The organism is Gordonia sp. CPCC 205515 (assembly GCF_048537925.1).
Lineage (GTDB): Bacteria > Actinomycetota > Actinomycetes > Mycobacteriales > Mycobacteriaceae > Gordonia.
Genome location: NZ_JBCLVJ010000011.1, coordinates 261,602 through 284,984, shown reverse-complemented (window position 1 = coordinate 284,984; position 23,383 = coordinate 261,602). Strand labels below are relative to the sequence as shown.

The following is a 23,383-nucleotide window of genomic DNA, read 5'->3' as shown; positions in this document are numbered from 1 at the left end:
GTTATTATGATAATAGTTATTACTAGTTGGACGTCAAGTGTCGGATCTCCGCCGAGCTCGGCACGCGCGGTCCGACACCTGCTGAGGGCTCACAAAGGAAGGTTTCGAAGATGAGGATTCAAGCAGATCAGTCGAAGTGCCAGGGCCACGGACTGTGCCGGATGTCGGCGTCGGATGTCTACGACACCGACGACGAGGGACAGGTCGTCGTGCGGTTCGAGGGCGACATTCCCGAAGCGCTCGAGGATGACGCCGTGCTCGGTGTCGAGTCGTGCCCCGAGGTTGCGCTCACCGCCATCGACTGAGCAGATCAGCCCGTCTGATCACATCGCAGACGCGGCCGGGACGAACGCCACGAACAGTCCAGTGGCGTTCGTGTCGGCCGCGTCGTGCATTTCCCGGATGTCCATCGGCGCAGCATAATTCGGCGCCGGGGTCCGCCGAACAGCGGGGCCCCGCCGGACGACGACGTCCGACGGGGCCCGCATGCGTGTGCGCGGCCTCCAGCGGGAGGCCGCGGGCGCAGATCAGTACATGATCAGTTTGGTCTCCAGGAACGCGCTGAGACCCTCCACGTTGCCCTCGCGGCCGAGGCCCGACTGCTTGTAGCCGCCGAAGGGTTGGGTGACGCACATGTCCCAGGTGTTGACGCCGATCTGGCCGGTGCGGATGCGCCGCGCGATCGACTCGGCGGTCGCGTCGTCCTTCGCGTACACGGCGCCGGACAGGCCGTACTCGGTGGAGTTGGCGATGTCCACGGCCTCGTCGACGGTGTCATACGGCATCACGCAGACCACCGGCCCGAAGATCTCCTCGTTCGCGATGCGCATGTCGCGAGTGACATCGGCGAAGATCGTCGGCTCGACGTAGTAGCCGTCGGCCAGTCCCTCGGGGACGCCGCCGCCGGTCGCGACGCGCGCACCCTCCTTCTTGCCGAGCTCGATGTAGTCGAGGACCCGCTGCTGCTGGCGTTCGGCGGCCAACGGGCCGAGTGCGACGCCCTCCTCCCGCGGGTCGCCGACCGTGAGGCCCGCATACGCGTCGACCATCGCGGAGACGACCTCCTCCTGCCGCTCGCGCGGCACCAGGATGCGGGTGAGCGCGGCGCACACCTGCCCGGAGTTCGCCACGCCGCCGAAGATCAGCGTCGGCAGCACATTCTCGAGGGGAACGTCGTCGGTGATGATGGCCGCCGACTTGCCGCCCAACTCCAGGCTGACGCGACCGATGCGGTCGGCGACCGACGCCATGATCTTGCGGCCGGCCGCGGTGCTGCCGGTGAACGAGACCTTGTCGACGCCGGGGTGCTCCACCAGATACTGGCCGGCTTCGCGACCGGCCGGCACGACGTTGACCACACCTGCAGGCAGACCGGCGGCCTCGAACGCCTCGGCGAGCATCATCACGCTCACCGGCCCCTCGGGGGCGGGCTTGAACACGACCGTGCAGCCGGCGGCGAGCGCGGGACCGATCTTGAGCGACGCCGTCGCGACCGGACCATTCCACGGGATGATCGTCGCGGTAACCCCGACCGGCTCGCGGACGAGCTTGCCCTTGCCGCCATCGGGCCACGTGCGCTCCTCCTCGAACTCGAAGCGTTCGTGCAATGTCGAGGAGTCCCCCCACATCTTGCGGGCGTTGTCGTGGAAGGCATTCGACACCGCTGCCGGTGCGCCGATCTCGTTCGTGAACGCCTCGGCCATGGCCGGAATGCGCTTGATGACCTCGTCGCCGATCCGCTTCAGATAGCCGGCACGCTCGGCCGGTGTCATCCGCGGCCACGGGCCCTCGTCGAACGCCTTGCGGGCCGCTGCGACCGCGCGGTCCATGTCTGCTTCGGTCGCCTCGGGGACCGTCGCGATGACTTGACCGTTGATGGGGGAGACGACCTCGATGGTGCGGTCGGTCGCGGGCTCGACCCACTCGCCGCCGATGAACAGCTTGTCGTAACTGGGGATTGTCATGCTGGTCCTATCTCTTTCCTGTGCGGTGTCGGATTCGGGTCTGATCAGGAGAGTACGAAGCCCTCGTAGTTGTTCGCTGTGGATTTCTCAAGCGCGGCACCATATTCGACGATGCCGGCGGCATAGGGCATGAAGATCTGCACCTTGCCGTCGATGTTGGCGCCGCGATACCACGATCCCGAATCACCGTTGGGCCACAGTGTCATTCCGGCGACTTCCTCGACGGTCTGCACCCAGGCTTCCTGGGCGGGTTGCTGGGCTTCGATGGTCGTGTAGCCCTCCGTGCGCATCATGTCGAGCAGACCGGAGATCCATTCGACGTGTTGTTCGATGGCGGTGACCATGTTGGCGAGCACCGACGGACTGCCGACGCTCGCGACGATCACCATGTTCGGGAAGCCGGCGGCGCCGAGTCCGAGATGTGTCTTGGCGCCCTCGTGGTTCCAGGTGTCGGCGAGACTCTGGCCGTTGGTGCCTCGGATGTCCATCTTCGTGAACGGCCCGGTGAACGCGTCGAATCCGGTGGCGAGGACCATCGTGTCCACTTCGTACTCGGTGCCGTCGGCAAGACGGAAACCCTTCTCGGTGAAGGTGTCGAGCGGGTGCTTCTTCACGTCGACGAGGTGGACGTTGGGACGGTTGAAGGTCTCGTAGTAGTCGGTCGCCACGACCGGTCGCTTGGCGCCGAGTGGATAGCTGGTGGGCTTGAGCGACGCTGCGGTGTCCGGGTCGTCGACGATCTCGTCGATCTTCAAGTGCACGAACTCGGCGACGGCGTCGTTGGCCGCCTGGTCGAACATCAGGTCCGCGAACGACCCGAGGAAGTTGATGCCGCCGCCCTCCCAGCGTTCTTGGAAGGTGGCGTGCCGTTCCGCCCGGTCGACGTCGAAGGCGTTCTTCGGGTTGTCGTCGCGGAACACGCCGGCTGGGTGCGTGCGGTTGCGGACGCGACGGTCGGGGTAGTCGGCCTTGATCTCGTCGAGCTCGCCGTCGTGCAGGGGACGGTTTCGGGTCGGGATGACGAAGTTCGGGGTGCGCTGGATGACAGTGAGGTCCGCGACGGTCTCTGCGAGCGCCGGAATCACCTGTGCACCAGTCGATCCGGTGCCGACCACGCCGACAGTGCGGCCCTTGAGGTCCTCGCCCTCGGGCCAGTTGTAGGTGCGCAGGACCTGGCCGGTGAACTTGTCGAAGCCCGGCAGGTCGATGTCCTTCGGAACCGACAGGCAACCGACGGCCATCACGAGGTAGCGGGCGCGGTAGACGTGGCCGCCGTCGGCGGTTGCGGTCCACAGACCCTGCGACTCGTCCCACTCGGCGCCGACGAGTGTCGTGTTGAAGTCGATGTCCTTGCGCAGGTCGAAGCGGTCGGCGACGTGCTTGAGATAGGCGAGGATGTCGCCCTGGGCCGGATACTTCTCGGTCCAGTCCCACTCCTGCTGCAAGTCGTCGTCCCAGCTGTAGGAGTAGTCGACGCTCTCGACGTCGCAGCGGGCACCGGGGTAGCGATTCCAGTACCAGGTGCCGCCGACTTCCGGTGCCTGCTCGACGACGTGTACCTGGTGGCCCTCGTTGCGGAGGCGGTGCAGGAGGTAAAGGCCGGCGAAGCCCGCGCCGACGACGAGGACTTCGGTGTCGGTGACCGACGTCGTCGACGGTGCGGACGGTTTGTTCTCGGACATGGTGCTCCTTTTTCGGGTGACGCCCGCACTGATGCGCTGCCAGGGATCAGAAGTGTGGTGGATCACAGTTGTGCGGTGTGATCTGAACTATACGCATAGTAATAATGATTCGGTAGATGTTGGGTCGGATCGTGTTACCTGATTTCTGTGATCGGCCCCATAGTCTATGAACATCATTGTTATGATCACATCACGCAGTCGAAGGGAAGCAGATGTCGCTCGACCCGCCCGATGCCGTCGCGATCCACTACGCGGCGACCAGTCTTCTGTACGAATACCAGTCCCTCGTCGATGCCAAGGACATCGATGGACTCGCCCGGATCGTCCATCCGGATGTCGAGTTGACCAGGTATGACGGCACCAGTACCGGCCGTGCGGCGTTCCTTGATCTGTACCGGCGCTTCGCGGCGTCCGACGTGCAGGTCGCCCAGCACATGGCGACCAATGTGGTGGCGACGAGCAACGACGACGGCACCGTTGATGTCCGCTCGGCGTTCATCGCGATCACCACACATGCCGCAGGCGGCGCACGACAGATCTGGGGTCGCTACCACGACACGATGACCCAGCGCAACGGACGGTGGGTGCTCACCGCGAAGCGGATCGCCGTTGCTCGTACCGCGCTGTTCGACGAACACATGCTCGCCCCCATCAACATCGACACGTTTGGAGAGATCTCCCGTGACTCTGACCGACACTGACCTGGACGCCCGCCTACGCCGAATCGAAGATCGGCAAGAACTGTCGGATCTGACGCTCCTCTACTTCCTGGTGATGGATGAGCGCCAACTGGACGATCTGCCCAGGATCTTCACCGACGACGCGCACCTTGGATCGGACGACGGCGTCTTCGACGCGACCGGACTCGACCACATCCGCGAGACCTACCAGGGCCGGTTCGACGCCCTCGGGCCGACGTTCCACTACTCGCACGGCCTCATCGCGGACTTCGGCGACGATCCCGATACCGCGACCGGCGTCATCGTCGGCCACGCCGAGGTGGTCCGCAACGGCACGCCCATGCTCGTCGGTCTGCGTTACCGCGACACCTACCGGCGCACGGCCGACGGCTGGCGTATCGCGGACCGAGTGATGGGCTACTTCTACTACCTGCCCGCTGCGCAGTACGCCCAGGTGATGACCTCCGACGATCGGACTCTGGCGTACGGCGATGCCCGTCCGGCCGACTGGCCGTCGGTGTTGACCGGCGGCGACCTGTCCTGGCTACATGCGCTGACCGGGCGCTGACCACATCCCGCGTGCCCCAAGAGATTTCCTACAGAAAGGCCAACCCCATGCCCACTCGCGAAGCGATCGAAAACCTGATCAATCGGTACTCCCTCGGATACGACACCGCCGACATGGACGGTATCGCTGCCTGTTTCGCCGACGACGCCGTCTTCCGCATGACTCTGCCCGGAAACGACCCGATCAGTTTCGAGGGTAAGGACGCCATCATGGCGCTGATGAAGCAGTCCGCGGAGACCCAGACCGATCAGCGCCGGCACGTCAACTCCAACCTCATCGTGCACGGCACCGACAACGGCGTCACCACCACGACGCACTACCTGACTTTGCTGGCAACCGAGAACGGCGAGATCCGACTGCTCAGCGCCGGCGTGTATCGCCTGGGGATCGTCGGTGACGACGACCTCCGATTGCGCACCCTCGACCTCGAACTCGACCGCCCATACTGAACAGGTAGATACATGAATCAGGGATTGATCCCCGCCAAATGGGCGGCGCTGACCCCCGGCAATCAGGCCGTCTACGACGCCGCCAACGATCGCCGGGTGAACTGGCGGGACTTCGATGAGATGGTCCGCAGAATGGCCAATGGGCTGCTCTCGCTCGGTCTGGCCAAAGGTGATGTCGTCGCGGTGATCTCACGCAACTGCGTCGAGTTCCAGGCTCTGTATTTCGCGGCCGGTCAGGCGGGTCTGGTCACGCAACCGCTGAACTGGCGGCTCGCCGCACCCGCGCTGGCCGAGCTGCTCAACGATGCGCGGCCGAAGGTCCTCATCGCCGAGGCCGAGTTCGCCGACGTGGTCGCGGAGCTGCAGCGGAAGGTCGATGTCCCGCACTGGTTCTCGTTCGGATCAGGCAGCGACGGCAGCCTGTACGAGCTGATCGACGCCGCGTCGTCGGACGAGATCAGGGTGCCGGTGGGCGACGACGACCCGTTCTTCCTCCTGTACACGGGCGGGACGACCGGACCCTCCAAGGGTGCATTGCACACCCACGCGAGCGCAGCGGCCGGGATGCTCAATCAGACTGTCGCCGAACGGATCGTGCCGACCGACGTCTACATGCTGACCGGGCAGATGTACCACATCCCGATCGTGCTGGCGATGAACTATCTCAAGCACGGCTGTCCGCTCGTGCTGATGAACTTCGAGCCGAAACTGGCGTTGGAGCTGATCCAGGAGGAGAAGGTCTCGGCGTTTCTGGGCGTCACCACGATGCTCAATTGGATGATGGCCCAGGAGAATTTCGCCTCCTACGACCTGTCGAGCCTGCGGAACATCCAATACGGCGGCGGCCCGATGCCGTCGAACATTGTTCGCCAGGCCCTGGACTCGTTCCCGTGCACCCTGATTCAGGGGTATGGGCAGACCGAGGGCACCACGATGACGTTCCTCTCCCAGGAGGATCACCTCGACGCGGTGCGCGGAATCCACCCCGAGCGGCTCAAATCTTGTGGCCGGGAAGGTTTCGTGACCCAGGTGCGCATCGTCGACCCGCTGACCGGTGACCTCGTGCCCACCGACAACGCGACCCCGGGCGAGATCATCGTGAAGAGTCCGGCCAACATGATCGGCTACCTCAACAAGCCCGAACAGACCGAGAAGACCCTGCGGGACGGGTGGATGTGGACCGGTGACATCGCAACCTGGGACGACGACCGGTACGTGTTCATCGTCGACCGAGCCAAGGACATGATCATCTCCGGCGGAGAGAACATCTACTCGGTCCAGGTCGAGGAGGCCATCGCCACGCACCCGGCGGTCCTCGAATGCGCCGTCATCGGAGTGCCGGACGACGAATGGGGCGAGTCGGTGAAGGGGTTCGTCGTACTCAAACCCGGGCAGGACGCCACCGAACAGGACCTGATCGACCAGGCGCGCGCGAACCTCGCGAGCTACCAGAAACCGAGGTCGATCGAGTTCGTTTCCGAACTGCCGAAGGCGCCGACGGGCAAGATCCTCAAGCGTGAACTCCGCCGCCCGTACTGGGAGGGACGCGCCGGGAATGTCTGACCAGGTGAACACGGGCGACGTGGACGAGTACACGGCCCTCGTCGGGCGCGAGTTCCCCGGCGGGCAGTACACGATCGAACCGTGGCGGGCGTGGCTGGTCGCCGACGTCCTCGGCGACGATCCGTACGACCCAACGCCGCATCCGCTCCTGGCATGGATGGCATCGGTCGGCGGCAAGGGCCTGACCTGGGACGAGTTGTTCGCCTGGTTCGGCGCAAGCGCCGCCGACGGACCCATGTTCGGCGAACACCGGACCACCTTCCACGCCCCACTGACGTGTGCGACCTATCAGGTCAGTGGACGGATCACGTCGTTCGACCGGAAGGTCGGCCGGCGGACCGGAACGTTCGACATCGTCGGATACGAGTTCGATCTGCGGCGCGCCGGCGAGAAGGTCGCCACCTGCTGGAACTCGCTGGTCCTGCCCCGTCAGAACATCTCAGGGAAGGACGCATCGTGACGATTTCCGTCGGCGACACCGTGACCGGGCGCGCCGTCGTCGTCGACGTCGAGAAGATGAAGACGATGGCCGCGCTGCTGGAGGATCCGAACCCGATCCACTGGGACACCCGGGCGGTGGCCGCGCTCGGACTCGGCGACGCCCCGGTAAATCAAGGACCGCTGAACATGGGCTACATCCAGACGATGCTCGCCGAGTGGGCGGGCGGCCGCGACCGAATCCACGAGTTCCGGGCCAGGTTCCTCGGGAACGTGTTCGGCGGGCAGACGGTACGCGCGGGCGCGGTGGTCACCGGGGTGCGCGACGAGCCCGACGGCCGGCTCCTCGAATGCGACGTCTGGCTGGATGTCGACGGTGCCGACCGTGCGATGTCCGGTACGGCCGTCGTGATCATGGACAACTGAGAGGTACGAATCGTGAACACAGCAGGCCCCGTAGGCGATCCGATCGCGAACGGAACCCTCGATTTCCAACTCGCCTACGGCGACTGCGACGTCGTCGGCATCGCCTACTTCGGGATCTACTACCGATGGATGGAACGCTGCTACACGAACTGGCTGTTCGCCAACGGCCTGCGCAGTGGCGAACTCCTGGATCAGATCGGCGTGGTGACCGTCGGCGTCAACTCGTCGGCGCAGTACAAGCAGACGGTCACGGTATTCGATCGGCTGCGCTGCCAGGCGGTGGCCGATCGTATCGGAACCTCTTCCTACAGTGTCGGATTCGAGTTCACTCGAGACGGTGAAATCGTGACCAAGGGGCAGATGACGTTCGCCGTACGTGACGCCGACTTCGCGAAGGCGAGTATCCCGGCGCAGTTGCGGGAGGTCCTGGCGACCCTGCCCGCGCCGGCCTTCGAGGTGGCATGAGGGATCTGTCGAGTTGGGTGCGTGCCCGGACCGCCGTCACCACGGATGCGACGACTCCCGCGGGCGCTGCGGCCGCGCGGGAGTCGCTCCGTGATCTCGCCGTCCTCTACGCCATGGCGGTCGACGCCGGCGATCTCGACGCGTTGACGCTGATGTTCCATCCGGACGCGGTCCTCAACCGCGACGGAGAGGTCGCGGCCGGGCGTCCGGCCATTCTCGACCTGCTGTCGGTGTCAATGCGAGGATTCCGTCGGATGCTGCATACCCCGGAGACCCATGTGGTGCACGTGTCCGACGGCCTCGGAGCAGGCATCGCCACGGCGCACGCCGAACTGGTGACCGGTCGGGGAGTGGTTCTCGCCGCCCACGAGTACGAGGACGACTACGTCGTGCACGACAGCCGCTGGGTGTTCGCTTCCCGCACAATCAGATTTGTCTACGCCGCCCGCTCGGACGAGTACGCTCAGATCCTGCCCTCCGACGAGCGTGTCCGCCTGCCCGGCGAAGCACCGCGGTCGATGATCGGCCGGTGGTTCGCCGGAGCAGGCGAGAACGTCTGAGCGTCTGGGTCAGCAGTTGACGGCGGGGGTCACAGACCTCGTTTGATGAGCTGTTTGGCGAGCGAGTCGAAGATGACCTCGGTGGACCCCTCGTAGATGCGGGTGGGTCGGGCCTCGCGGTACAGGCGCTCGATGTCGGTGCCGCGGGTGATGCCGAAGCGACCCATGATCTGGACCGAGCGATCGACGACGCGACCGCACATCTCGGTCGCGTAGACCTTCGCCATCGACGACAGGTGCAGGCCGGCGAGCGGGTCGCGGGCCGCTGCGGCGGCGGCGCGATAGGTCAGCGAGCGGGCGGCCTCGATGTCGGTCCAGCACGACGCCAGATGCTCGGGCACCGAGCCCAGTCGCGACAGCGGACCACCGAACTGGTTGCGGTTGTTCGCGTGCTCGAGAGCGAGTCGCAGCGCGGCCTCGGCCATCCCGACGGATGCACCCGCCACCGACACCCGGAAGGTGGCGAGCGTCGCCAAGACGAGAGAGAACCCCTTGCCGGGCTCGCCGATCCGGTGGTCGATGGGCACTCGCACGTCTTCGAAGATCACGTCCGACAGCACGTGCGGCGCGATGATCTGGTGCGGGCGCTCGGTCCGCAGTCCCGGTGTGTCGGCCGGGACCAAGATCAGCGAGTAGCCGTCGCCTTCCCGGGTCAGGACGCTGTAGATCGCGGCGTCGCCGCCGTTGGTGATGAACGATTTGTGGCCGTTGACGACGATCTGGTCGCCGTCGACGACAGCGGTCGTCGACAACGCCTTCAGGTCCGATCCGACGTGCGGTTCGGTGAGGCAGAGGGCGGCGATCGCGTCGAGCGACGCCACCTGCGGGAGCCACTTGTCGCGGACGGCGTCCGAGCCGGCGACGGCCAGCCCATAGCTGCCGATGCCCTGCATCGCGAACATCGAGTCGAGGTGACCGCTCTCGGCCGCCAGCTGCTCGCGGACCACGGTCATCGCGAGCGAGTCGACGGCGTCGAACCGGCCGCCCCACCGCTTGGGTACGGCGAGTTCGGTCAGCCTCGATGCGGCCAGCCGGGCGCGGACATCGGGATCGGTGCTGCTCGACTCATCGGCGCGGGCGGCGATGTCGCGCACCGAGACGGCGAGCTCACGGGCCTGTTCCTGCAGTTCCCGGTACTTCGCGGGCAGCTCGAACAGTCCGGTGGTCTCGGCGTCCGCCAGGGTTTCGGTACTCATCAGGGGGTTGCTCCTTGGTTGATGACGCCCGCCGCGGCGAGACGTGCCAGTTCGGCGTCGTCGAGACCGAGGCGTTCGGTCAGGACGTCGCGGGTTTGTTCGCCGACGGTCGGGACACCGTCGTAAGAGGGGCCGTCATAGCCGGCCAGGTGCAGCACCGGACCGGGCATCAGCGTGTTGCGCAGGATCTCGTTGCCGGTGATCTCGACGAGGGTGCGTTCGGTGAAGTGCGGGTCCTTGATGACGTCGGACGCGTCGTTGACCGGCGCAGAAACGACCTCGAACTTCTCCAAGATGGCGAGCACCTCGTCGCGCGGCGCGTGCTTGCACCAATCGATGACCATCGCCTGCACCTCGTCGTTGTTGGCGAGCCGGTCGGCGTTCGTCGCGTAGCGCGGGTCCTCGATCACCTCGGGCTTGCCCATCGCGGCGAACAGTCGCGCCGCGATCGCCTGGTTGGAGGCGGCGATCGACAGGAACTTGCCGTCGGCGGCCTCGTAGATACCGCGCGGCGAGGCAGCGCCGGTGCTGTTGCCGATGCGCTGCTGGATCTCACCGAGCGCTGTGTACTTGAGGAACATGTCGCCGATGATGAACATCAGAGGCTCGTAGAGCGCCACGTCCACCACTTCGCCGCGGCCGGTCCGACTGCGGTTGAACAGCGCCATCGAGACGCCCATCGCCGCGGAGAGTCCGGCGATCGAGTCGGCGAAGCCGAAGGGCGGCGACGTCGGCGGGCTATCCGGCCAGCCGTTGACGTTGGCGAATCCGCTGGCCGTCTCGGCGACCGTGCCGAAACCCGGGAGCAGACGGTTCGGCCCGGTCTGCCCGAACCCGGACACGCGGGCGATCACGAGTCCGGGATTGGTCGCGTGCAGCACGTCCGGCCCGAGGCCCCAGTCCTCGAGACGGCCGGGCCGGAACGATTCGACGACGACGTCGGCGTCGGCGATCAGCTTGCGGACCAGATCACGGCCCTCATCGGTGCGCAGGTCGATGCCGACCGAACGCTTGCCCGCATTCAGCCGGGCGAAACCGAGGGAGAGGCCGTCCTTCTGCGGAATCCATTGGCGGGCATAGTCGCCCGTGGTCGGGTCCTCGACCTTGATCACGTCGGCGCCGAAATCGCGGAGCATGCGTCCGGCGGTCGGTGCGGCGTACATCGTGCCGAGTTCGATGACCTTCAGGCCTGCGAGGGGCGCGCCGTTGCTTGACATTAGATCCTCCACTGGATGTGCTTGGGTTCGAGGTATTCACGCATACCCCACTCGCCGAGTTCGCGGCCGACGCCGGAGCGGCCGAAGCCACCGAACGGCGCGTCCGGCCGCATCGCTCCGCCGCCGTTGATCCACACCGTTCCGGCGCGGATCTGCTCGGCGACGCGCCGGGCCTCGACCGGGTCGTCGCACCACACGTTCGCGGCCAGCCCGAACGGGGTGTCGTTGGCCAGCCGGATGGCCTCGTCGGTGTCCTTGAACGGCAGGATCACCGCCACCGGGCCGAAGATCTCCTTCTGCACCGCACGGGCATCGGGGGGCAGGTCGCCGAGCAGGACGGGGTTGATGAAGTACCCCTTCTCCGGCAGCGGCTTGGTCACCTCGAGCAGTTTCGTGCCGCCGACGGCGACCGAATCGTCGATGAAACCCTGGACGCTCGCGCGGTGGTCGGGCCGGATCATCGGCCCGATGTTGGTGGCCCGATCCCACGGGTCGCCGACGATCATCTGATCGAAGGCGCTCGCACCTGCCTCGAGGAACTCGTCGTACACGCTGTCGTGGACGAGGAGGCGGGCGAGCGCCGCGCATCCCTGGCCGCCGTTGCGCGACCAGCGCAGGTGCATCTCGACGGCGATCTTCTGCACGTCGACGCCGGGCAGGACGATGTTGGGCGACTTGCCGCCCAACTCCAGGGTGACCCCGGTGAGGTTGACGGCGGCCTGCGCCATGATCTGGGCACCGACCCCGTCCGAGCCGGTGAACGAGACACGGTCGACGCCGGGGTGCGACGACAGTTGCTTACCGACGTCGACGCCGCCGACGACGATGTTCATGACCCCGTCGGGCAGACCGGACTCCTTGATGAGTTCGGCCAGGAACAACGTGGTCAGCGGTGTGCGCGGGGACGGAAACAGCACCACGGTGCAGCCGGCGGCCAGCGCGGCGCCGAACTTGAAGACCGCGAGGTTCAGCGGGTAGTTGTAGCCGGTGATCGCGGCGACCACGCCAACCGGGTCGTGCACCACGTCGCTCATCGTCGGGACGGGCTTGTCGTAACTGCCCAGGTGCAGGGTGCGGTCGGTCTTCGCGGCTTCGGCGGCCCACCGCAGATGCTCGTCGACGGCCATCTTGACCTGCAGGTACTCGGCGAGCGCGACCGGCGTGCCCACCTCATTGACGATCGACGGCAGGAGTTTGTGCGCGGCGCGTTCGAGGGCGTCGGCGAACCGGTGGATGTGCACGCTGCGCTGCTCGCCGGACAGCGCGGCCCACGACGGGAACGCGGCGCGGGCCGCGGCGATGGCCGCGTCGACCTGCGGGGCGGAGGCGCCGCCGACGGTGGCGATGACCTCTTCGGTCGCCGGATTGACGACGTCCCAGGTATCACCGGCCGGCTCGACGTCGGCGCCGCCGATCAGCAGCGTGCGGTTGGGCGGCACCCACGTCTTGTCGATGGTCTGGGCAGCATCGTTCACGTCAGGCTCCCTTGCTCGTGATGATCTCGGCGCGCTGCAACCAGCCGACCGCCTTGTCGTAGTGGGCCTTGTCGATGTGCAGACCCCGGTAGCGCAATGCGCCGACGCCCTCGGCCGCGGCCTTCTCGTAGGCGTCGACCATGCCCTGGTAGAACTCGATGTCGCGCGCCGACGGACTGAACACGTCGTTGATCGTCGCGACGTGCTTCGGGTGGATCGCGATCATGCCGCGGAAGCCGAGCCCGCGGCCGTGGGTGGCAAAGGCCCGCAGCCCGTCGAGGTTCTCCAAGTCTTCCCACAGCGCGGTCAGCGCGTGCAGCCCGGATTCGCGGCAGGCGAGCAGCACCCGGCTGCGCAAGTAGAGGGACTCTTCGCCTTCCGGCGTCCACTCGAAGCCGACCTCGCGGGCGATGTCGGCGTGCTCGGCGGTCGGCCCGATCATCGCGCCGACCCGCGGCGACGCCGCAGCGATCTCCCGGCAGTTCCAGATGGCCTTGACCGTCTCGATCGGAACGATGTATTCCAGGCCGTCGACGCCGTTGCGCATCTCGAAGTGGTCGAGCAGGGCGTCGTAGCGGACGACGTCGATCTCGGTCTCGATCTTGGGTGCGAAGATCCCGTCGAGTCCAGGGACCACCACCGCTTCCAGGTCGCTGCCGGTCAGCCGGGTCGCGAGCGGATTGACGCGGACGAACAGTCCGATGTTCGGGTGGTCGCTGCGGATCGTGCCGATGAGTTCGGCGACGGTGTCTCGAGCGTCGGCCTTCTCGGCCGCGGGCACCGAGTCCTCCAGATCGAGGACGATGCAGTCAGCGCCCGCCGCGATGGCCTTCTGCGCCCACGCGGGACGGTGCCCGGGAACGAAGAGGATGGAACGGTAGGGGTGCATGGTTGCCTCTCGTGCGTTGTCTCGGTGCCGTGTTGTCTCGGTGTCCCGGTCGCGATCAGTAGTTGCGGGGCAGGCCGAGCACGTGCTCGGCGGTGTAGTTGAGCACCATCTCCTGGCTGATCGGCGCGATGCGCATCAGCCGGGCCTCACGGAAGTAGCGCTCCACATGGAACTCTTTACCGAATCCGAAGCCGCCGTGGACCTGAAGTGCGGCGTCGGCGGCGAAGAAGCCGGCCTCGGCGCACAGATATTTGGCCGCGTTCGCCTCCCGCCCGCAGGGCAGGCCCTGGTCGACCATCCATGCGGCCTTGTCGAGCACGGCCTGCGCGGCGTCGAGCTTGATGCGGGCCTCGGCCAGCTGGAACGCGATGCCCTGGTTCTTGCCGATCGGGCGGCCGAACACCTCGCGTTCGTTGGCGTACCGCACGCCGCGACGTAGTGCTGCTTCGCCGATGCCGAGGGCCGCGTTCGCCGAGATCACTCGTTCGGCATTGAGTCCGCCAAGGATCGTGCGGAAGCCGTGGCCGACCTCGCCGACCACGTCGGAGTCGGCGACGAACAGTTCGTCGATGAACAGTTCGTTGGTGTCGACGGCGTTGCGCCCCATCTTCGGGATCTCGCGGATCTGGACATGGTCGCGGTCCATGTCGGCGAATAGCAGGGTCATGCCTGCGGTGCGCTTGGCGCCCTCCTCGCGGGGGGAGGTGCGGCACAGCAGCAGCATCTTCTCGGCCTCTTGGGCCTTGGTGATCCACACCTTCTTGCCGCTGACGAGCCACCCGCCGTCCACCTTCTTGGCGAAGGTCTTGAGGTTGGTGGTGTCGGTGCCGGCATCGGGTTCGGTGACCGCGAAGGACGTGTGCAGTTCGCCGGTGACCACGCGCGGCAGATACTTACGCTTCATCTCTTCGCTGCCGTGGTGGATGATCGGCTCGAAACCGAAGATGCCGATGTGAACCGCGCTGCACCCGCCCATGCCGGCGCCGGAGGCCGAGATGGCGCGTTCGACGACCGCGGCCTCGGTGACGCCCAGGCCGCCGCCGCCGTACTCCTCGGGGACGGTGAGACCGAGCCAGCCGCCGTCGGCGATCGCGTTGTAGAACTCCCACGGGAACTCGTGGGAGTCGTCGTGCTCCATCCAGTACTCGTCGGGGAATTTCGCACACAACTGCTCGACGGCCTTGCGGATGTCCTCGTGTGTGGAGTCGGGTGTGTAGTCCACTGGACTCTCTTTCTCGATGTGCTCGGGTGGCGGACTTGCTGTGTTTACCGGACCGGGTTTACCGGACCGGCGCGCGTTCGGCGTCGAAGGTGTCCGGGGTGACGCCCTGCTCGCGCAGTACCGACTTGCGGACCTTCTCCGACGGCGTCTTGGGCAGCTCGTCGATGGTGCGGATGAACCTGGGGCGGGCGAAGGCCGGGATGCGGCCGTTGCAGAACTCCAACAGTTCGGCCGGGTCGACGGGCTCGGTCACGACGATCGCGGCGAGCACCTCGTCCTCGCCGGCTTCGACGTCGGCCGGCACGCCGATGACCGCGCATTCGTGCACGGCGGGATGCCCGAGGACGACCTGCTCCACCTCGTACGACGAGATGTTCTCGCCGCGACGCCGGAGCGCGTCCTTGTAGCGGTCGACGAAGTAGTACCAGCCGTCCTCGTCGCGACGTAGCGCGTCGCCGGTGTGGAACCACAGGTTGCGCCATGCCTCGACGGTCTTGTCCGGCATGCCGTAGTAGCCCATGCTGCAGATGAACGGCACCTTCGGCCGCACCACCAACTCGCCGACCTCGCCGATCGGCACCTCGCGATCGGTCTCCGGGTCGACGAGACGGATGTCGAACCAGTCCGATGCGTGCAGTCCGGCGGCGCCGGGCGGGATCTCCACGTTGTACGGCGAGATGATCGGCGCCGAGGTTTCGGTGAGACCGAATGCGTTGACGAAAGTCTCGATGCCGTAACGCTTTTGGAAGTCCGGCGCGATCGTGGAGGCGATCGGTGCCGCATAGATGCAGCGCAGCTTGTTGTCGAGGTCGTCGTCGCGGGGCGACTGCTTCCAGGCGAAGTCCATCATCACACCGACGAAGTTGGTGACGGTGACAGCGGAGTCGCGGACATGGTCGATCCACCGGCTCGCACTGAACTTGCGGCGGATCACCGCGCTCGCGCCGGCTACGAGGGCCGGGAAGACGGCCATGAACGTCGCATTCCCGTGGAACAGCGGCGTCGTGGTCAGGTACCGGTCGGCCGCGGTGAGCCGGGTGAGACTCACGACTTCCTGGGCGAAGAAGTAGAGCTGGGCGTGCGGCATCGCGACACCCTTCGATGGGCCGGTGGTGCCCGACGTGAAGAAGATGGCGCCCAAGTCGCGGGGGGACGGTGCCGGCGCGTTGAGTGCTGCGCCCGACGGCAACTCGTCCCAGGGGGCGGCCTCGAATCCGGCGTGGCGCAGCGTCGCGAGCGCCTCGTCGAGCGAGCCGTTGTCGATGACCCAGAACTTCGCAACTCCGTTGACGCCGTTGGCCGCATCGCTGTCGGCGACGGCGGCGAAGCGTGCCGCGTATTCGTCGTCGATGACCGCCCAGCGTGCTTGCGCAACGGTGAACTGGTGCTTGAGGAAGTCGCCTTCGTAATTCGTGTTGATCGGCACCTCGACGGTGCCGCCGACCGCGGTGGCCCACCACGTGAGGACGAATCGCGACGAGTTCTGCGCCATGATCGCCACGCGGTCGCCGCGGGTGACGCCGGCCGTGTCGAACGAGCCGGCGATCGCCTCGGCCTGAGTCAGTGCCTGCTCGTAGGTCAGTTCCAGATCTTCGTCGGGCACCACCAGGCACGAGGCGTCCGGGGTGTTCGCGGCGTGTGTCCGCAGTACCGTCGCCAACGTCCAGTCGTCTGGGTCGGTGAAGGTGGGGGTCAGATCCGTGTAGAAGTCCATCGATGGGTTCTCCCTGTCACTAACGCCGGTCGTCACTTGCGCTGATCGAAGCCGCGACCGAGCATCTCGGACACGATGCGGGTGCGCTGCATGGTCGGCGTGCCGCCCGCCAGCGCCCACCCGTGCGCGTCGCGATGCATCCGCTCGAGCCCGAATTCCTCGGTGTAGCCGTTTCCGCCGTGCAGCTGCATCGCGAGGTCGGTGACCTTCTTGGCCATCTCGTTGGCGGTGCACTTGGCCAGCGACACGTGCAGCGGGTTGGGCAGGTCCGAGCCGGTGACCACGGCTGCGGCCGCCCGTTCGAGGAGCAGACGTGCCTGCTCCACCTGCAGCGCCATGTCGGCGACGGTCATCTGCACGGCCTGGAACTCGATGAGCGGCTTACCGAATTGCTCGCGCTCCTGTACGTACCGCACCGTCAGGTCGAGTGCGCGCTGGCCGAGTGCCAGACTCATCGTCGTATTGCCAAGCCGCTCAATCGAGAACGCAGTGAACAGCTTCCGGAAACCGCCCGGCTCGACGACGATGTTCGCCTTCGGCACCGCGACGTCGTCGAAGTAGATGTCGGCGGACGGGATGCCGCGGAAGCCCATCAGCTTCTCGCGTGCGCCGAAGCTGACGCCCTCGCGATCGGCCTCGACGAGCACCGCGCCAATGCCCTTGGCGCCGGGCGCATCCGACATTCGCGAGTACACGAGGTAGACGTCGGCTTCGCTGCCGTTGGAGATCCAGCGCTTGTTTCCGGTGACGCGGACGGTGTCGCCGTCGACGACCGCCTTGGTCGTCAGGTCGGTCGCCGCCGACCCGGCGTCCGGCTCGGAGATCGCCACGGCCATCGTGATATCGCCCGCGATGATGCCGGGCAGGAAGCGCTGCTTCTGCTCCTCGGTGCCCAACCGTGCGATGACCTGCGCGGGGCCGGTGTTGGATTCGAACACCTGGAACGCTGCGGGTCGGCAGTGATAGGCGAGCTGTTCGATGACGGTCAGTGCGTGCGACAGTGGAGCGCCCGAGCCGCCGTACTCCTCCGGTAACGCGATGCCCAGGAATCCCAGCGAGCCGAGGAACTGTCGGTCCTCCAGCGGAACCGCGGTGCGGTCGGCGTCCCACTGCGCCGCCTTGGGGGCGAAGCGCTCTTGCGCGACCTGTGCCGCCAACTCCTTGATGGCCTGGAGGTCGGCGGTGTCCGTGTCGGTGATGGTCGTCGGCATTCCCGACCCCTCTCTTCGTGTCATGTGCGGGCGGTCAAGCGGCCCGCGAGCATCGGTGTTTCGCGGTTCTCCGGCGCAACCCCGGCGAATCAACTGTAATAACTATAATCATAAATCAGTGAGAGATGCACCACCCCGGACGAAAAAATCTCAGAGCCGTCACATCCAGTACAAGGATTATCATAAATATGATCTGGATCTCAGTCATAGTCCAGCAGCGGCTGTTTGTGAAGGGGTCCACAGGAGCGTCAATCTGTGGTAAAGATAATCATCGATAGCGACTGTGGCGCTGTCGCCACGAGTACAACGGAGGTCTCACATGCCGAACGCGGTGATTGTCGACGCGGTCCGCACTCCGATGGGGAAGGGTCGCGCAGGAGGTGCGCTCGCGGGCGTCCACCCGGTTGACCTGCTCGCCGGAGTCCTGAATGCACTGGTCAGCCGGGCGGGCATCGACCCGGGCGAGGTCGAGGACATACTCATCGGTTGCGTCGGGCAGAACCTGGAGCAGTCAGCGACTCCCGGACGAATGGCCGCCTTGGCTGCGGGCTTTCCCGTCCACGTGCCGTCGGTGACCATCGAGCGCAAATGCGGCTCTGGCCAACAGGCTGTCGACTTCGCGGTGCAGGGCGTGATGGCCGGTGTCTACGACATGGTGATCGCCGGCGGCGTCGAATCGATGTCGCGCGTCCCGATGGGCAGTGCGCGCGGCGACGCCGACCCCTTCGGACCGGGTGTACAGGCCCGGCACGGCGCGCTGGTCGGCCAGGGTGTTGCGGCCGAACTCGTTGCCGACAAGTGGAAAATCTCGCGGGCCGCGCTCGACGAGTACTCCGCACGTTCCCACGAGCGGGCCGCGGCGGCCGCTGCCGCCGGAGCTTTCGACAACGAGATCGTCGCAGTGGACACCGCAGACGGCCGGGTCGAGAAAGACGAGTCGATCCGCGCCGGCACGACCGCCGAGAAACTCGGTGGGCTCAAAGCCGTGTTCGGCACCGACGCCAACCGGGAGCGGTTTCCCGACCTCGACTGGAAGGTCACTGCGGGCAACGCCTCGCAGATCACCGATGGCGCATCCGCCTTGCTCATCATGAGCGAGGAGAAGGCCGCGGACCTCTCGCTTACGCCGCTGGCTCGCGTCGTCGCGTCCGCTGTGGTCGGTGACGACCCGATGCTCATGCTGACGGCACCGATCCCGGCGTCGCGCAAGGCCTTGGCCCGCGCCGGCCTGTCCGTCGACGACATCGCTTCGTTCGAGGTCAACGAGGCCTTCGCGTCGGTGCCGCTCGCGTTCGGCCAGGAGCTGGGCGTGTCGGACGAGCGACTCAACCCGGTGGGCGGCGCGGTCGCGCTCGGTCATCCGCTCGGCGCGTCCGGCGCCCGGATCATGACCACGATGATCAACCACCTGGCCGCGACCGGCGGCCGATATGGGCTGCAGACCGTGTGCGAGGCGGGTGGCATGGCCAACGCGACGATCCTCGAGTCGCTGGTATGACCGGCGCTCTCCATCAATCAGTGCACGAGAAGGGAAGACTGACATGCAACTGACGAACTCGTCGGCCATCGTCACCGGCGGTGCCTCCGGTCTCGGTCTGGCCACCGTCAAACGTCTCGTCGAGCAGGGGGTCCACGCCGTCACCGTGGCCCTGCCGACGTCGGCGGGCGCCGACGTCTCGGCCGAGCTAGGTGATCTGGTTCAGTTCGGACCGGCCGACGTCGCCGATCCGGCCGCGGTCGACGCGGCGCTCGACCTGGCCGAGGCGCGGGCTCCGCTGCGCACCGTGGTGCATTGCGCCGGTCGCGGCGGGACCGTGCGGGTGGTCGAACGTGACGGTCAACCGGGGTCACTCGAGACCTACACCTCGCTGATCACCACCAACTTGATCGGCAGCTTCAACGTGCTGCGCCTGGGTGCGGCCCGGATGGTCAACAACGAGGTCATCGACGGTGAGCGCGGCGTGGTGATCATGACCGCGTCGGTGGCCGCGTGGGAAGGCCAGATCGGCCAGATCCCATACGCCTCGGCGAAGGCGGGTGTGGTGGGCATGACCCTGGTCGCCGCCCGCGACTTGGCGCGAAAGCTGGTGCGCGTCAACTCGATCGCGCCGGGCGTGTTCGACACCCCGATTCTCTCCCGCTTCTCCCAGGAGATCCGCGACGGTTTGGCCGCGCAGATCCCGAACCCGGCCCGGCTCGGTGATCCCGACGAGTACGCGCGCCTGGCCCTGGCGATCATCGACAACGGCATGCTCAACGGCGAGGTCATCCGCCTCGACGGAGCAATCAGGATGGCACCGAAATGACAGTTCACACCGAGACCCGCGGCGGCGTCCTGATCGTCACGATCGACCGCCCCGAGGTCAAGAACGCGATCGACACGGCTACCGCGCAGGCGATCGCCGACGCGATGGACCGACTCGACGGCACCGCGGAACTCACCGCGGGCGTCCTGACCGGCGCGGGTGGAACCTTCTGTACCGGAATGGATCTCAAGGCCTTCCTCGCGGGGGAGCGCCCATCGATCGAGGACCGCGGATTCGCCGGCATCGCGCAGACACCACCGGCCAAACCGATGATCGCCGCCGTCGAAGGGCACGCAATCGCGGGTGGCTTCGAGATCGTGCTCGCCTGCGACCTGGTCGTCGCGTCCGAGACCGCGGTCTTCGGTCTGCCGGAGGTCAAGCGCGGTCTGCTCGCCGGCGGCGGTGGTCTGCTCCGCCTGCCCGAACGCGTCCCCTACGCGCTCGGTCTGGAGTGGGCGTTGACCGGTGACTTCATCAACGCCGAACAGGCGCGCGAGGCCGGGTTGATCAGCCGGCTCACCCCGAAGGGCGATGCGCTGACGGTGGCGATCGAACTCGCCGAGCGCATCGCGAAGAACGGTCCGCTGGCCGTGCGCGGAACCAAGCAGATCTGGACCGCGTCACGCGACTGGAGCAACGCCGAACGCTTCGACAAGATGTGGGAGATCTACGAGCCGATCCGGTCCTCCGACGACGCCAAGGAAGGCGCGACCGCGTTCCGGGAGAAGCGCACACCGGTCTGGAAAGGTCGCTGACCATGGCGTTCGTGATCACGCGACCGTGCTGCAACGACGCGAGCTGTGTGAGTGTCTGTCCGGTGAACTGCATCCATCCGACGCCCGAAGAACCCGAGTTCCGCACGGCGGAGATGCTCTACATCGATCCGGACACATGCATCGACTGCGGTGCGTGCGTCGACGCGTGCCCGGTCGGCGCGATCTTCGCCGACGACGAGCTCGCCGAGGACGACGAGCCGTACCTGCGGTTGAACGCCGACTACTACCTCGACCACGACGTCGAGGCCGGTGAGCCGCAACCGGTGCGGACACCCAAGCTGCCCGACGGCGACGTGCGTGTCGCCGTCGTGGGCGCGGGTCCGGCAGCTTTCTATGCGGCTGAAGAACTGATCCGCCATCCGGCGGTGCGGGTGGACATGTACGACCGGCTGCCGACGCCGTACGGCCTGGTCCGAGCGGGTGTCGCACCCGACCATGCGGCGACGAAGACCGTCGAACGTACCTTCTCCGGGACGGCCCGCAAGAAGAACTTCCGATACCACTTGGGCGTGCATGTCGGGAAGGACATCACCCACGACGAGCTCACCGAGCGTTACCACGTCGTGCTGTATGCGAGTGGCGCGTCGACGGACAAGCGTCTCGGCGTCGCGGGTGAGGCGTTGCCGGGTTCGGTCGCGGCCACCGACTTCGTCGCCTGGTACAACGGGCATCCCGATCACTGCGACGACGTCTACGACCTCTCCTCCGACCGTGCGGTGATTGTCGGCAACGGCAACGTCGCCCTGGACGTCGCGCGGATCCTGCTGACCGACCCGGATGAGCTCGCCGCCACCGACATCGCCGGGCACGCGCTCGAGGCCTTGCGGAAGTCGTCGATCAGCGAAGTGGTGATTCTCGGCCGGCGTAGTGTCGCCGACGGTGCCTACACCAACTCGGAGTTCCTGGCGATGGGACTGGTCGACGGGGTGGACGTCGTCATAGACGATGCCGACCTGGAATTGTCGCCGGCCGTGACCGCGCGGCTCGAGGACGGCAGCATCGACAGCACTGTCGGATCGAAGATCCGACTCGCCCGCGAATATGCCGAACGCGGAACCGAAGGCAGTGGCCGGCGCGTCGTGTTCCGGTACCTGACAGCGCCCGCCGAGATAGTCGGCGACGACGTTGTCACCGGAGTCCGTTTGGTGCGCAACGGATTTGATGCTGAGTCGGGTCGGGTGGCGCCGACCGGGGAGACGTCGGAGATCGCCGCGGGGCTGGTGATCCGGTCGATCGGTTACCGGGGTGTCGCGGTGGATGGACTCCCGTTCGACGACGTCGCGGGCGTGGTACCGAATGTGCAGGGGCGCGTGGTCGGCGACGACGGCGAACCCGTGCCCGGGCACTACGTCGCCGGCTGGCTGAAGCGGGGCGCGTCCGGCGGGATCGGCACCAACCGTTTCTGCGGACAGGAGACGGCAGCGTCGGTGGTCGCCGACATCATCGCCGGAGCGCTGCCGACGCCGGCCGGGTCGCCCGACGATGTCGTCGACCTGCTGACGTCGCGGGGCGTGACACCGATCGACGCCGGAGGGTGGGCGGCCATCGACAAGGTCGAGCGCGACGCCGGTCGGGCGGCAGGCAGTCCCCGCCGGAAGATCGTCACGATCGCCGGACTGCGCGAGGCGATGGCAAGCTGACGACTCGCTCATGTGAGTGCTATCTATGCGTATGATTGATATTATCTAGGTCACTATGGGTGAGGCGCCAATCGCCTCGACGAGGCGGAGACAACAGTGGAGGACATGATGGCACGATTCGACGGAAAAACGGCGCTGGTCACCGGAGGCGCCCGCGGTCAGGGACGCTCGCATGCGCTGCGGTTGGCCCGGGAGGGCGCCAACGTCGCGATCCTCGACATCGCCGCCCAGGTCGACTCGGTGGCGTATCCGACCTCGACTCCGGACGATCTGGCCAACACCGCGCGGGAGTTGGAAGGTCTCGGCGCCAAGGTGCTGCCGATCCAGTGCGACGTCCGCGACCAGGAAGCTGTCGAGGCAGCGGTTGCCCGCGTCGAAGAGGAGTTCGGCGGGCCCGACATCGTCCTCGCCAACGCAGGCGTGATGGCGAGCTACGGCGAGAAGAAGCACGACATGGCCGCGTGGCACGACTCGGTCGGCATCATGCTCAACGGCGTTTACTACCTGCTGCGCGCCGTCACGCCGGGTCTGATCGAGCGCGGCCGTGGCGGCGCGATCGTGATCACCGGGTCGACGTCGAGCTACATCGGCGTCGCCTACAAGCCCGAGATGCTCAACCCCGGGCAAATGGGTTACGGCGCAGCCAAAACCGGCGTCCTATCGCTGATGCGGAACTTCGCGATGGTGCTCGGCAAGCACGGCGTCCGGGTCAACACGGTGATCCCGGCGGGCGTCGCGACGAAGATGATCAAAAACGAGTTCTTCGAGAAGGACCTGTCCGACGACGCGCCCGGCGGCTGGATGGCGAACGTGATGGAGCACGGCCCGGTAGAGCCCGAAGAGATCACCAACGCCGTCACCTGGCTGTGCTCCGACGAGGCGCGCTTCGTCACCGGCCAGTCGCTCGCGGTCGATATGGGCACGTTGCTGCTCTAGCTCTAT

Annotated in this window: 23 protein-coding genes; 14 read left to right on the top strand and 9 right to left on the bottom strand. The window is 66.5% G+C overall.

Annotation, left to right across the window (positions count from 1 at the left end):
• Positions 1–110: 110 nt before the first annotated feature.
• Positions 111–305 carry a ferredoxin gene (locus AAFP30_RS18840; protein WP_419231513.1) on the top strand — a complete coding sequence of 65 codons (195 nt, stop codon included), beginning with the start codon at positions 111–113 and terminating at the stop codon, positions 303–305.
• A gap of 222 nt (positions 306–527) precedes the next feature.
• Here AAFP30_RS18840 and AAFP30_RS18835 read toward each other — a convergent pair whose 3' ends face one another.
• Positions 528–1,964, bottom strand: a complete 1,437-nt coding sequence (locus tag AAFP30_RS18835; protein ID WP_419231512.1) for an aldehyde dehydrogenase — start codon at positions 1,962–1,964, stop codon at positions 528–530.
• Between the two features lie 44 nt (positions 1,965–2,008).
• Positions 2,009–3,646 carry a flavin-containing monooxygenase gene (locus AAFP30_RS18830; protein WP_419231511.1) on the bottom strand — a complete coding sequence of 546 codons (1,638 nt, stop codon included), beginning with the start codon at positions 3,644–3,646 and terminating at the stop codon, positions 2,009–2,011.
• Between the two features lie 212 nt (positions 3,647–3,858).
• Here AAFP30_RS18830 and AAFP30_RS18825 point away from each other — a divergent pair, with 212 nt between their 5' ends.
• From AAFP30_RS18825 to AAFP30_RS18790, 8 genes are read left to right on the top strand one after another with little or no spacing between them, the layout of a single operon-like run.
• Positions 3,859–4,347 (top strand): nuclear transport factor 2 family protein, encoded by a 489-nt coding sequence (locus AAFP30_RS18825; RefSeq protein ID WP_419231510.1) that lies wholly within the window; start codon positions 3,859–3,861, stop codon positions 4,345–4,347.
• Positions 4,328–4,894, top strand: a complete 567-nt coding sequence (locus tag AAFP30_RS18820; RefSeq protein ID WP_419231509.1) for a nuclear transport factor 2 family protein — start codon at positions 4,328–4,330, stop codon at positions 4,892–4,894. Before AAFP30_RS18825 ends, AAFP30_RS18820 begins: the two co-directional genes overlap by 20 nt.
• 47 nt (positions 4,895–4,941) lie before the next feature.
• Positions 4,942–5,343: a nuclear transport factor 2 family protein gene (locus AAFP30_RS18815; protein WP_419231508.1), complete on the top strand. Its 402-nt coding sequence runs from the start codon at positions 4,942–4,944 to the stop codon at positions 5,341–5,343.
• Positions 5,344–5,355: 12 nt separating this feature from the next.
• Complete coding sequence (locus AAFP30_RS18810; RefSeq protein WP_419231507.1) at positions 5,356–6,906, top strand: class I adenylate-forming enzyme family protein; 1,551 nt, start codon at positions 5,356–5,358, stop codon at positions 6,904–6,906.
• Positions 6,899–7,366 (top strand): hypothetical protein, encoded by a 468-nt coding sequence (locus AAFP30_RS18805; RefSeq protein ID WP_419231506.1) that lies wholly within the window; start codon positions 6,899–6,901, stop codon positions 7,364–7,366. The genes AAFP30_RS18810 and AAFP30_RS18805 overlap by 8 nt, the downstream gene beginning before the upstream one ends.
• Positions 7,363–7,770, top strand: coding sequence for a MaoC family dehydratase (locus AAFP30_RS18800; RefSeq protein WP_419231505.1), 408 nt, complete (start codon positions 7,363–7,365; stop codon positions 7,768–7,770). The genes AAFP30_RS18805 and AAFP30_RS18800 overlap by 4 nt, the downstream gene beginning before the upstream one ends.
• 12 nt (positions 7,771–7,782) lie before the next feature.
• On the top strand, positions 7,783–8,235 hold the full coding sequence (locus AAFP30_RS18795; protein ID WP_419231504.1) for an acyl-CoA thioesterase: 453 nt from the start codon (positions 7,783–7,785) through the stop codon (positions 8,233–8,235).
• Positions 8,232–8,795, top strand: a complete 564-nt coding sequence (locus tag AAFP30_RS18790; protein WP_419231503.1) for a nuclear transport factor 2 family protein — start codon at positions 8,232–8,234, stop codon at positions 8,793–8,795. Before AAFP30_RS18795 ends, AAFP30_RS18790 begins: the two co-directional genes overlap by 4 nt.
• Before the next feature lie 29 nt (positions 8,796–8,824).
• Here AAFP30_RS18790 and AAFP30_RS18785 read toward each other — a convergent pair whose 3' ends face one another.
• Genes AAFP30_RS18785 through AAFP30_RS18755 form a run of 7 tightly spaced genes read right to left on the bottom strand, consistent with a single transcriptional unit; the run spans position 8,825 to position 17,719 of the window.
• Positions 8,825–9,991 (bottom strand): acyl-CoA dehydrogenase family protein, encoded by a 1,167-nt coding sequence (locus AAFP30_RS18785; protein WP_419231502.1) that lies wholly within the window; start codon positions 9,989–9,991, stop codon positions 8,825–8,827.
• Complete coding sequence (locus AAFP30_RS18780; protein WP_419231501.1) at positions 9,991–11,208, bottom strand: CaiB/BaiF CoA transferase family protein; 1,218 nt, start codon at positions 11,206–11,208, stop codon at positions 9,991–9,993. The genes AAFP30_RS18785 and AAFP30_RS18780 overlap by 1 nt, the downstream gene beginning before the upstream one ends.
• Positions 11,208–12,683, bottom strand: a complete 1,476-nt coding sequence (locus AAFP30_RS18775) for an aldehyde dehydrogenase family protein (protein WP_419231500.1) — start codon at positions 12,681–12,683, stop codon at positions 11,208–11,210. The genes AAFP30_RS18780 and AAFP30_RS18775 overlap by 1 nt, the downstream gene beginning before the upstream one ends.
• Position 12,684: 1 nt before the next feature.
• A complete protein-coding gene (locus AAFP30_RS18770; RefSeq protein WP_419231499.1) occupies positions 12,685–13,572 on the bottom strand; it encodes an HpcH/HpaI aldolase/citrate lyase family protein in 888 nt (295 codons plus the stop codon).
• A gap of 55 nt (positions 13,573–13,627) precedes the next feature.
• Positions 13,628–14,794 (bottom strand): acyl-CoA dehydrogenase family protein, encoded by a 1,167-nt coding sequence (locus AAFP30_RS18765; RefSeq protein WP_419231498.1) that lies wholly within the window; start codon positions 14,792–14,794, stop codon positions 13,628–13,630.
• Positions 14,795–14,852: 58 nt separating this feature from the next.
• Entirely contained in the window at positions 14,853–16,508 is a 1,656-nt protein-coding gene (locus tag AAFP30_RS18760) for an AMP-binding protein (protein WP_419231497.1), read from the bottom strand.
• Positions 16,509–16,540: 32 nt separating this feature from the next.
• On the bottom strand, positions 16,541–17,719 hold the full coding sequence (locus tag AAFP30_RS18755) for an acyl-CoA dehydrogenase family protein (RefSeq protein WP_419231496.1): 1,179 nt from the start codon (positions 17,717–17,719) through the stop codon (positions 16,541–16,543).
• 319 nt (positions 17,720–18,038) lie between these two features.
• Between AAFP30_RS18755 and AAFP30_RS18750 the strand changes: the two genes are divergently transcribed.
• The 5 genes from AAFP30_RS18750 to AAFP30_RS18730 all read left to right on the top strand — a co-directional run bounded on the left by AAFP30_RS18750 (position 18,039) and on the right by AAFP30_RS18730 (position 23,377).
• Positions 18,039–19,217, top strand: coding sequence for a thiolase family protein (locus tag AAFP30_RS18750; protein WP_419231495.1), 1,179 nt, complete (start codon positions 18,039–18,041; stop codon positions 19,215–19,217).
• Positions 19,218–19,260: 43 nt separating this feature from the next.
• Positions 19,261–20,025, top strand: coding sequence for an SDR family NAD(P)-dependent oxidoreductase (locus tag AAFP30_RS18745; RefSeq protein ID WP_419231494.1), 765 nt, complete (start codon positions 19,261–19,263; stop codon positions 20,023–20,025).
• Complete coding sequence (locus tag AAFP30_RS18740) at positions 20,022–20,780, top strand: crotonase/enoyl-CoA hydratase family protein (RefSeq protein ID WP_419231493.1); 759 nt, start codon at positions 20,022–20,024, stop codon at positions 20,778–20,780. The genes AAFP30_RS18745 and AAFP30_RS18740 overlap by 4 nt, the downstream gene beginning before the upstream one ends.
• A gap of 2 nt (positions 20,781–20,782) precedes the next feature.
• Positions 20,783–22,441 carry an FAD-dependent oxidoreductase gene (locus AAFP30_RS18735; protein WP_419231492.1) on the top strand — a complete coding sequence of 553 codons (1,659 nt, stop codon included), beginning with the start codon at positions 20,783–20,785 and terminating at the stop codon, positions 22,439–22,441.
• A gap of 105 nt (positions 22,442–22,546) precedes the next feature.
• On the top strand, positions 22,547–23,377 hold the full coding sequence (locus AAFP30_RS18730; RefSeq protein ID WP_419231491.1) for a mycofactocin-coupled SDR family oxidoreductase: 831 nt from the start codon (positions 22,547–22,549) through the stop codon (positions 23,375–23,377).
• The last annotated feature ends 6 nt before the right edge of the window (positions 23,378–23,383 follow it).